Source organism: Pseudomonas sp. 3JA (assembly GCF_036961705.1).
Lineage (GTDB): Bacteria > Pseudomonadota > Gammaproteobacteria > Pseudomonadales > Pseudomonadaceae > Aquipseudomonas > Aquipseudomonas fluorescens_Q.
In genome coordinates this window covers 1-11,519 of record NZ_JBAMDJ010000076.1, presented here as the reverse complement: position 1 = coordinate 11,519, position 11,519 = coordinate 1, and the positions used below count along the sequence as shown (strand labels likewise).

The window sequence follows — 11,519 nt, the reverse complement described above, 5'->3', positions numbered from 1 at the left end:
GAACAACTGTAGAAGTGGTCATGGTGGGTTCGCTTCCCGAATAGGTTGCAGAAACAAGCAGGCGACTCTTCCATGTGTCGCCTTCAGCTTATCGGAAGTTGATCAGCAGCCTGTTACGGCTATCTGCGCGGCTCGGGATGTCAAAACTCACATCGAACCGATGCGTATTGCCCTCTTCGTCCCGCAGCAAAAACTGTACGGACCGGTCCAGTCGCTCGCGATAATGCATGAGCGGATCCTCCGCCATACTGTCATGCCAGTAGGGCATATCCGGGACCCGATGCAAGCTGACAAGAAGCTCGCCCCGACCGGGACGAAACTGCTCTACAAAATCAGTAGAGGGCTGTTTGTAGTTCAGGGTGTGACACATGGCCCTGAAGTAAGCATCGAACACTAACCCAGTGGGCGGGTTGTCCTCTCGTCCAAAAGGTTGAGGATAAAAACCATAGCCGGTGAAACTGGCGAAGGTTTCATCCAACTGTTCCGATTCATATTGCAAGGTCGACGCATTACCCAGAATCTTGAGCGTTGCCATTTTTACGGGCTCCAGGCCCTGGCGTCGATAACCAAATTTCCAATAGTCGATTGAATCCAACACATAAGAGAATGGATCATCGGAGGTTTCCTCACCCGCACCTGTATGCGCGCGCACCCGGATGAAGTCATAGTAGGTATTGGGTCCGCTCGTGACCGGCGTTGGAGGTACAACGCCGCGCAATTGAATCGTGTTGTCGTCCCAGTTGCTCTTGGTAGAGGGCCATTCCCGGTTATCATCGCCCTTGAACCAGGCATAAAACTCCACGGTCTCTTCCAATGTCGACTGCACATACAGATTTCGATAGCGTGTCCGATCATTATGGGGTTCCAAAGGGAAATCAGGGTCGATGCTCTGGACGGCGCCCGAGGAGTTCAACCTGAAGCGGTTGCGCTGGACATTCACCGCCCAATCCCATTCGTTATCCTCGATTCCCTCCTGGTCCGCCTCAATAAAAGGGACTTCCGCACCGCCCAGATAAACAAGCTTCAAAGTCGACAACTCGACATCGCTCAAGGGAATATCGTCCCCAGAAGCAGTTTGCTGGGTTTCAATCTTGATTCGAATTGGAATTTGCTGCATGCCATTGATGTAGCACTGCCTCGTGCCCAAGGCTTCGATTGCGAATGCTTTCAACTCTGTCCATCGCGGCGTTTCCCGCTGGCGCTCGACCAACTGCACGATGGCATAACCCCAGGCGTCATCACTGGTTTCACCGAGCACGACACTCACCGGCGTCGAGCTCGAGACAGGCGGTGTGAATACCCCATCCGAGGAAATAGTGCCTTCGCCATAAACCTCCCAATCCGCACGGCTCGGGTCGGCCAGATTCGCAATATTGAATTGGATCGAACTCGATGCGGTCACGGTGGGCACATGATACGGCAGGATCCGCAGACTTTGCGGCGCCCCGATGATGATGACCGCCGCCCGAGCAAATTCCCCCGTGCCAGTGTCTTTCACCTCAATGGTTTGAATCCATACCGGTTGGCCTGGCTCATTGCGAGGGGTGAAAACAGCGTTGTAACTGTCGATTTGCGTCAAATCCCCCTTCTCATCGCCTACCGGCGCCCACACCAATCGATTGGTTCCCAGGCTGGAGGCCTTCAGGTGGACAGGGCCCATTCCCTCTCCCCAGGTGTAAATTCGCGGAGAGATCACAATGCTTTGGTAGGACTCCACCACCAGCCCGGAATAGCTGCGCTCACCTTGGCCATCGGTGTAATGGGCCGTCACCACCGACACTTGTTGGCTGTGTCCCATCAATGCTGGAGCCAGCGGTGTATAAGTGTTTCCCACCATGGAGCCGACCAGCAATGGGCTATCAAGGCTACTGGCGCTCCAGCGGGTCGGCGTTGGAGCACCACCGGTACCACTGAAGACATTGAAACGGGTCGGCACGCCGCCCTTCACCGCGACGCGCGCAGGCTCGATAATCCGCGCATCCGACGTCAGCGAAATAGTGCCAAATACCACCAGGTCATGGGGGGTGTGGGGTGGCTCGCTGTTAGTAAAGACATAGCTGTTGGGAAACAGCAGGTGCTTGAGCAAATCCAGCGCTCCCTCATCGACAAAGGGAATGAGCCGTTTCTCCACCACCACGACACCTGAGTACTTGGGCTGCCCATTCTCCAGATCGTTGGGGATTAAATAAGTAAAACTGCGATCGTCCAGAGGCAGATCCCCTTCCTCGGGGTTGGAGGTGAGTTGTATAAACATCACCAAGGCGCCATCCCCGTAGTTCGCCGACCGGCTATCCGCCCCCCCTGGGGCGGCCTGTGTGCGTAGGTAGAATGAACGAGGCGCCAGCGGACTGTAATCATTGTAATCAATGATGCCCAGCACGAAGGTCTTGCGATAAGCCGGATGCTCCTCCAGATAAACTTTAATCGCATCACCGATACGATGCTGGGAATACCAACCGGAACCCAGGTTACATGTAACGTCGAAGCCCTCGGATAAATCGAGCAAGACCCGACCACGGTCATCAACTGTTCCCTGCGTCATTGTCAGGTCGACGGTCATTTGCACCTGATAGCCCATGTCTTCGCGGAAGTGGAAACTTTCGCGGACGATAGGCGGTTTCGCCGGTACCAGGCTGGTTGAGGTATAGGCACCACTGATAATGTTCATCGTCAGGGTCACCCGGGAGTCTGCCAAGGTCGCAGACTCGAAAGACAGGCGCGGTTCACCCAGTACCAGACGCTCCAGCTCGATTTCTTCGAATTCATCTGCGTCGGTAAAGAAACGGCGGTTGAAAGGCACCAGAAAACTTAAGTCGTTCATGTGGGAAAGATACTGTTTTTGCAGTATCTGATTAATGTGGGCACGGTCGAAGGCCGCGATCGCCCCCCATTTCCGAGTCACGTTGCCTCGCGCAAGTATCTCAAGCAACTCGGCTTTGGAATGTCCTACCCTTGGACTGTCTGCGGAGTTATTCAGGGACATGGTGACTTCCTCGCCGTTTTGCAGGTGGGGTATATGACTGCACATCAACAATGGGATTGGGCACGATCAGGAAATCATATTTCCATACTTCATCGTCCTCTCTTACGGCCAGAAGCACCGCGAACTTAGCGCTGGGGGCGGCCGGTAATTCATACACCCCAGTGTTTGAAAATGTGCCGTCACCGTAGAGTTTCGTGAACTCGATTTCGTCAGTGGGGACCTCTTTTTCATTCGAATTCTTGTCTATGTAAAACAGCTTCACCGTCAGCGTTCGCTCATCAGCACCGGGCACCGTTTTGATGAAATAGTTGGAGCTATCATGTACCACGACCGCGATTGACTTCTGTACCGGCCCTTCGCCTGATTTGCGCAGCACGTCGATCTCTTCGATGCTAATGGGTGAGTCTGCGGAACCTTGGAATAGAGGCGGAATGAAGCGCTTTTGGTGCTCAAGCCCCTCTATTGGATCAGGCTCGTCCCGGATGTCGGCCGTCGACCCGTCCGCCAGTCGATAGATAAGTTCGGAGCCATCTAAAGCAGCGGCTGACATTTTGTGGCCCGAGACCTGCTCTCCTTGGGATCTTGCCGTCGCCACGAACACCAACGGATCGACGCCTATGTCGCGCTTGACAATACTCACCAACGCTCTGCTGCTATTGCCGTTTCCTGCCCGTGCCGTGACCAGCACGCGCTTCTGGTAACCGGTGATGTCAGCGTCGGGGGGAGCTGTGTAAAAACCTGTACCGCTAACGATCGTGCCGGGATTGCCGGTTTCCCCTGGCAAATTAGCGACACTCCAGGTCAATCCGGTCGCGGCGGGCTCGGTGCCGAATAAAATCTCACCTTCAGGCCCAATGACCGGTTCGACCGGATCAATGACAAAATTGGTCAGGCTCGGGGCAACCCTGCCCAGCAACGCCAGGTCTCCGGTGAAATAGCCAGAACTCGGTTGCACCGCATTCTGCGTGCGGAATAACAGGCCATTGAGTCGAAAGAGATTGATCTCCGGGACGGTAGAGGTGAAACGATCGAAACTATCGTCCAACTGCACCCTGAGTAACGACTCGATGCGTTCGAGAATCGGGCCGATGTACGGTTCGACCGTCGGCTTACCGATGAACCCGTCGGGCGACACCTTGCATATTTTCAGATTCTCCGGGGCGGCCTCCGGCTTCAACGACAGTTGGCCATCCGCCGCTGTGGAGAACTTGAAAGTTTGCTGCCAACGCCACTTCGCAGTCATCGAGCCGGGGACCGTTACATTCGCATTAGTTACCACACTGACTGGCGTCGCTTGTTTCCCTTCCCAGCGCAATGTCAGTATGTTCTTGTCTATTCTGGCGAAGAACTCGCACACCACCGTAGTCCCTTCTTTTTTAGAGAATGGCAATGTGAAGCCGGATGGCAAGGCAAGGCTTTTGATATTGGGCACGCCGGTTTGGACGCCCACGTCCGCCCTGCGCGATCCGCTCGCCGGGGTCAATGATTGGATATGCTCGCCAGCCACACCTTCCGAAATCACCTCGATGGCGGTTCCATCAATCCGTTTGAACCCATCGGCAACAATGTGCTTGAGCAAGAAATGGTTACCCAGCAGGAGCGTCGCCGACAACGGCTCGTCCCCGCCTCCCACGGGAATCAAGTAATGCATCCCGGTATTCGAGGGCGGAATAGAATACTCCTGCTCCTCGTCTCTCCCTTTCATCAGGATAAATACCAAGACCTCACCCTCGCCAAAGTTGAGCGAATTCAGAACATTGCCGCCCGGCGCTGGATGGGTTCGAATGAAAAACTCCTCGGGCTGGAGCAGATCCGAGGGCTCACGTATCAAGGTATTCAATTCGAATACTTTTTGATCCTCCTCCCAGGCATCGAATTCTTTTTTAAATTTCAGACCGGCTTCAATATTCTGCTCCATGCTGTCGCCGACAGTGACATACAATTGGGTACCTTTTGAGAGATCCAGCGTAACGCGGCCGAGTGTATCCACCGTGCCTGGTTTACCTACCAATTGAATACTCATGCGCAGCAAAGGACCATTCACCGCATCCGCCAGCCGCAACCGTGTAATCTTTCTAACCCTTTCCCCCACTCCTTTACTCACGGAGAGTTCTGTGCCGCCAACAATATGCATGGTCAGGGTCGCTTCAGAAGCCGCTATCTCTGCTGTTTCGAACGACAATCGCGGCGCGTCGAGAATATAGTCATAGATATAACTCCAAATAGTATCCGAACCGTACTCGGTATCGAAACTGATAGGGTCAAAATAGGAGTCACCGGTAAACCGCTGTATATACTCCTGCATCAATAGCATATTGGTCTTGCTTTGATCATAAGCCAGAATCGCATCAAACCCGTAAGTTCTTGGTTTCGTCTCCAGCCAGGTAACGAACTGCTCTACCGTTTCGCGCGCCATGATAGTTGCCTCATCCAGTAATGGGCCAATGAACAGTATTTCAGCAAGCCGACCACTACGTGGCCCCGCTGCTTCTTTCGGCATCGAGATCTACGCCTTATTCAATCAACATAAGATTGTCCAGCGTTGGAAAATTGAAGAAGCTTTTCCCTCCATCGAAACTCACGGTGGCCGTCAGTCTGAAGTTGGACCTCATCTTCAACTGCCGTAAAAAAGACTTCGGTAACTTTTGATCGATAATGCCGTTCGAGGCTTCTGTGGCCGTGACAGGTACGGCAGGAGTACGCACATCGACATAAATCGAAGTGGTAGAAACATCGACCCCCCAAACACGGATAGTTAACAGCTGCCCCTGTGCAATAAAAACCCATTTCCCTAGCGTAAGATTCGCACCCTTTTCATCTGAGACAGATTTCAATGAAAGAGTATTACCCACCAGGTCGGTGCATTGAACTTTTGGGTATTCATCCCGCGGTAAAGGCTGGATACGCAATTGCAATGGGTCAGAATCCTGATAAGGCTCACCAGAGGGAGTAAACCGATAAAACACGGGAAAGCGCTTGGCTTCTTCGTTATCGTTTGCTTCCATATTCGCGGCGATAGCACTGATCGGCACCTGGAAGCGCCGGGGATTTGCATGGTCATAGGGTTCTGGGGCGATATGCTGACCTCCCGCTGGATCTCCCTGCCAATGCACCGCAACCCGGTCCCCCGCTCCAATCACCAGCGATTGTGGAAGCGTGACGAAAGCACCGTTTTGCGTCGTGGCAGTGGCGGTCAGATAGGCCTCGTTATCACCGGGCATCCCTTCGGCGGTAGCGCCTTCGACCGATGGTGCCTTTAGGTCCAACGCTCCACGTACCTTCAGCTCCAGCACTTGTGAAGTCTGCGCCGCCCCTTCCCGCGCGAACTGATAGAACACCTGGACTTCCTGCCCGATACTGTCCAGCAATACCTGGGCAGGCAGCCGAAACAGGAGGACCTGGCTCTGAATATTCGACGAATCGAGCAATAGGGACTGAAAAACACGTTTACCCAAGTCGGAAGTCCACCAATACAGCAATACGTAATCACCGATATGGGCATCCACATAAGGGGCTACTCGCAGCGTGACACCATCAGGGAACTGCGAAGGATCAAGTGTGTCGCCCAGCAATTGTTCAATATGAATGACCGGTTGCAGGGGCGTGGTCGGCGCAACGATACGTACTGCCTGCACAGCAGACGGCCCAAGGATATTAGTTCCGAAATATTTCACAGTGTAACTGATTAACGCGTGACCACCCTCGATAAAGTCAATTTGGTTCCGGGGAATATTAAAGGCCAGCGGTCGTTCTATGTCACTGACCGTCAAGGTTTTCGGTGTTTCCCACACCTCATCCAAATCGCCCCTGTCGTCATATCCTTCAAACTTGAATGTGACTACGTCGCCTTCGTGCATCGCCCGATACGGTGCAATCAAAGCTGTCACGGTTGGCCCGATCGTGCGCGGATTCAAGTGAAGATCATGGGACTCCTTGATATGCGCGACGGGCAGCAGACTTTCCGAGGACACCATCTCTATTTACTCCATTAAGCTGTAGCTATTTTTTACTCCTTATCCGAAACGGTGCCTACTAGCAGAACTGATAGGTTCTGGCGATCCGCTCATAGCGCTACATTATCGATATCCGATATGCGCTACGGCCTAAGATTCTGCACATCCATAAGCGGCAACGGCACAATAAGACAGGCAAACTTCCACTCTTCATCGTCTTCTCTTTCAGCCATCAGGATCGCAAACTTCCCAAATGGAGTGGCAGAAGGGTCATAACGGCCGTCATGCGAGAGCAAACCTTCGCCATACAGTTTTGTGAACGTGGTTTCATGAAGGGGCACTTGAACTTCGTCACCGTCCTTGTTCCGGTAAAAAAACTTCAACAGCAGCGAATGGCTGACTATTTCCGTTCTTAAAAAATAATCAGAAGATTGATGCATCACCACCGCGATTGACTTTTGTAACGTGCCACCGGATTCCCGGGTCATCTCAATTTCTTCAAGCGTAACGGCAACACCGCCTTGACGAACAGGCGGAATAAAGCGCCTCTGATTGACAAGCCCCGGTGTCGGCTCAGGCTCATCTTCGATTTTGGCGGTCGACCCGTTAGCCAGCCTGTAAACAAGTTCGGCACCGTCCAAAGCAGCGCCTGACATTCTGTAGCCCGAGACCTGATCCCCCTCGGACCTTGCCGTTACCATGAACACCAGTGGATCGATGCTTATGTCGCGTTTGACGATACTTACCAGTGCCCGGTTGCTATTGCCGTTGCCCGCCCGGGCCGTAACCAGCACACGCTTCTGGTAGCCCGTGATATTGGCATCGTTGGGAGCGACATAAACGCCAGTGCCGCTATCGATGATACCGGTGTCGCCGGTTTCACCAGGCAAGTTCATGACACTCCAGACCAACCCGGTCGCGGCAGGCTCCGTCTCGAATGAAACCCTTCCCCGAGGTCCGACAACAGGTTCGATCGGGCTGATGACAAAATTAGTCAGGCTCGGCGCCACCTTGCCTAACAACGCTAGATCACCGGTGAAGTAGCCGGAACTCGGTTGCACTGCATTCTGCGTGCGAAATAACAGGCCATTGAGTCGAAAGAGATCAATCTCCGGGACCGTAGAGGTAAAACGCTCGAAGCTGTCGTCCAACACTCCTCTAAGTAACGACTCGATGCGCTCAATAATCGGTCCCAGGTGCGGTTCGACCTGGGGTTTACCGATGAAGGTGTCGGGCGATACCTTGCATATCTTCAAATTCTCCTGGGCGGTCTCCGGTTTCAACGACAATTGGCCATCTGCCGCCGTGGAAAACTTGAAATTTTGCTGCCAACGCCACTTCACGGTCATTGAACCCGCGATCGGTTCATTATTATTGGTCACTACATTAACTGGTGTCGGTTGTTTTCCTTCCCAGCGCAACACCAGTAGGTCCTTGGTTATTCTGGCGAAGAACTCGCAGACCGCCGTAGTCCCTTCTTTTTTAGAGAACGGCAATGTGAATCCGGATGGCAAAGCAAGGCTCTTGATATTGGGCACGCCGGCTTGGGTAGCCACGGATGCCCTGCGTGCCCCATCCGCCGGGCTCAACGACTGGATATGCTCCCCTGCCACCCCTTCTGAAACCACCTCGATGGGGGCTTCGTTAATCCGCTGGAACCCATCGGCAACAATGTGCTTGAGCAAGAAATGGTTACCCAACAGGAGCGTCGCCGACAACGGCTCGTCCCCGCCGCCCACGGGAATCAAATAATGCATCCCAGTGTTCGACGGTGGAATAGCGGCTTCTTCTTCCGGGCCGCCCCCTTTCATCAGGATAAATATCAATACCTCGCCTTCGCCAAAATTGGGCGCATTACGCTCATCCCCGCCCGGCGCTGGATGGGTTCGAAGGAAAAATTTCTCGGGTTGCAGCAAGTCAGAGGGTTCACGCGTCAAGGTATTCAATTCGAATACTTTCTGTTCGTCGCACCATGCGTCGAATTTTTCCTGGAATTTTCGACCCGCAATCAGATCCTGCTCCATGCTGTCGCCGACGGTGACGTACAAGTGAGTGCCTTTTGAGAGGTCCAGCGTCACACGGCCGAGTGTGTCTAACGTGCCTGGCTTACCCAGCAATTGAATGGCCATGCGCAGGAGAGGACCGTTTAGCGCATCCGCCAACCCTATGCGGGTCACGGATTTGACACGCTCACCGGCTTCCTGATTAAGGGTAAGTTGCGTCCCGCCAATAATACGCATGGTCAGGGTCGCTTCAGATGACGTTATGCTGGATGTTTCGAACGACAAGCGTGGCGCATCGAGAAGGTAGTCGTATAAATAGTCCCACTGACTTGATGAATACTCGACAAGAAACGTAAGTGGCTTGAAGTACTGGTCACTGTCAAATCGTTGAAAGTATTCTTGAAGCAATAGTGTATTGGTTTTACTTTGGTCATACGCCAGAATGGCATCCCACCCCATGGTTCGAGGTTTCCCTTCCAGCCAGGATACGAACGCGGCCACTGATTCTCGAGGCATGATCGGACCTTCATGAGATGTTAATAACATCAAAACGGCCATGATCCGACCTGATAACAGGTTCAAGTCACCGTCATGGAACCGCGTAAATCAGACAACTGTGTTATACCCCCGCGTCGCAACAATGAACACTAACAGAACTGCTAGGTTTCGATGGTTTTGGACGGGGGCCCAGGCCACGTCGCCTCTCTTTTTCTACCCTACTGCCTAACAGTTCTGCTAGGTAGGCAAATTGCGCTTTTACGTTTACCGTCTCTTCAGCCCGCTCCCTCAACGCGATACTCACTTGAGAACAAACATCATGAATCGTTTATCAGCTGGGATAGGTTCAATATTCTACGACCATCATCTCCCCATGACCGTGCTGGTTATAACGCTGTTGTTCAGCGCTCATGGAAGTGCTGCGAACACTAAAGCCGCAACTATTGTAACCCCTGACAGCAGCTGGTCGAACTCAAGATCGGAGAGCAAGTCGTACGAAGAAGGCGTAGATGGACAGGGCTATATAAAATGCGAGGCCAACAAAGTCATGGTGGGACGTGAGCACGATGGCGATGAAAACGGCAACACCCGTCATAAATGTGCGAGCCTTAAACAAAATGATACGCCGCTGACCGTCAATACAAAGTTAGAATACACGGCAAAATATGATAACGAATCCAGGGAATATAAGTTTGCCTGTCCCACTAACGAAGTCATGACCGGCCGCGGTCACTATCATGATGAAAATGGCCCGACTTGGTACTTCTGTGGAAAAGTCATTGATGCCTGGGGCGATCCCATGCAAGTGGGTAATCGCACCTGGACAGACGATATAAAGGAGTCCAACAGCAGTTACACCTGCCCTGCAAATACCGTCATGACGGGGCGTGGCCACCGAGGCGATGAAAACGGATGGACCCAATATCAATGTGCAACACTTTACTAGTCAGCAATATCCACTCGACAGCCTGCTGCCGTGTCTTTCCATTTGACATCGGGTAAATAAAATGATCCGCACTACTTTCCACGCCTACGGCTTCGCCCTATTGTTCGGCCTAACCCTGTTTCCTGTAGCGATGGCCACTTCAGAGCCTCCTGCTACTGGCGCTATCATCATTCTTCGCGATAAAAATGACGCTACCTGCTCGTTGGAAATTCCTGCTGAAGGTAGTGGCTTAACATATCGGTATGAGCTAGAGGCATTCGGCACGAAATGCAAGGGGTTCGTAGCACGGACTATTGAGTTTGTTGAGCTCCCATCGGCCCTTAAAATTTTTTTGAGCGATGATGACTGGTGTTCCGAAAGCAGCTCAGACCAAGATTTTTGGATAAAATTAAGAACCACAAAAAAATCAACGACAGTCGGCATAACGAAAATCACTACATTATTCGATTACAATCGGAACGTCATTATCGGCCCCGGCCTTCTGCTGGAAAACAAGTATCAAAAAGTAGACGGCGAGGTGCTCGACAAGCTGTCCTGTATCAAAATAGTAGCTTCAAGAGCATTCAATGTTCCGTTGCCGCCGGCGGCGACTGAGCGTGATCGTTCATGGTCCGGGTCTCATCCAGAAGACGACGTTAATCTCACTTGCTATTCCAACCAAATCATGACCGGCCGCAAACACATGGGTGACGAACAGGGTTACACCTACCATGAGTGTGCCACGGCCGTTCAGTCCGGGGCGAGTGTAGTCATACAAACCATTACAAAATCCACTGGTATAAAAGAGTCCGCCGGCATTTATTTCGTCTGTCCGAATAATAGAGTCATGATCGGCCGCGAACATATCGGTGACGAGAATGCGGACACCTATTACGGATGCGCACCGGCCACCAATGCTGGCAGAAACCTGACGGTCACGCCCCACGGTTGGAGCGATTCCATGAAAGAAGCCAATTCTGAGTTCCGCTGCCCTACTAACCAGTTTCTTATCGGCAGATGGCACCAAGGCGACGAAAACGGTAATACCCGCTATCGCTGCGCCACCCTGCAATAAGCATCCGACAGCCTGCTCTCCGGCTGGCCGCCCCTCTTGACTCAACCTAGGTAAGCCGCCATGACAACGTCTAATGTGGCAA

At 52.7% G+C, this 11,519-nt stretch carries 6 protein-coding genes; 2 read left to right on the top strand and 4 right to left on the bottom strand.

Annotated elements, in window-relative coordinates; genetic code table 11:
* Positions 1 to 88: 88 nt before the first annotated feature.
* The 4 genes from V7773_RS29830 to V7773_RS29815 all read right to left on the bottom strand — a co-directional run bounded on the left by V7773_RS29830 (position 89) and on the right by V7773_RS29815 (position 9,497).
* A complete protein-coding gene (locus V7773_RS29830) occupies positions 89 to 2,983 on the bottom strand; it encodes a hypothetical protein (protein ID WP_336076448.1) in 2,895 nt (964 codons plus the stop codon).
* Positions 2,970 to 5,483: a hypothetical protein gene (locus tag V7773_RS29825; RefSeq protein WP_336076447.1), complete on the bottom strand. Its 2,514-nt coding sequence runs from the start codon at positions 5,481 to 5,483 to the stop codon at positions 2,970 to 2,972. The genes V7773_RS29830 and V7773_RS29825 overlap by 14 nt, the downstream gene beginning before the upstream one ends.
* A 13-nt stretch (positions 5,484 to 5,496) precedes the next feature.
* Positions 5,497 to 6,957 (bottom strand): hypothetical protein, encoded by a 1,461-nt coding sequence (locus V7773_RS29820; protein ID WP_336076446.1) that lies wholly within the window; start codon positions 6,955 to 6,957, stop codon positions 5,497 to 5,499.
* A gap of 122 nt (positions 6,958 to 7,079) precedes the next feature.
* Complete coding sequence (locus V7773_RS29815; protein WP_336076445.1) at positions 7,080 to 9,497, bottom strand: hypothetical protein; 2,418 nt, start codon at positions 9,495 to 9,497, stop codon at positions 7,080 to 7,082.
* A gap of 259 nt (positions 9,498 to 9,756) precedes the next feature.
* Here V7773_RS29815 and V7773_RS29810 point away from each other — a divergent pair, with 259 nt between their 5' ends.
* Positions 9,757 to 10,383 (top strand): hypothetical protein, encoded by a 627-nt coding sequence (locus V7773_RS29810; protein ID WP_336076444.1) that lies wholly within the window; start codon positions 9,757 to 9,759, stop codon positions 10,381 to 10,383.
* Positions 10,384 to 10,444: 61 nt separating this feature from the next.
* Complete coding sequence (locus V7773_RS29805; RefSeq protein ID WP_336076443.1) at positions 10,445 to 11,437, top strand: hypothetical protein; 993 nt, start codon at positions 10,445 to 10,447, stop codon at positions 11,435 to 11,437.
* The last annotated feature ends 82 nt before the right edge of the window (positions 11,438 to 11,519 follow it).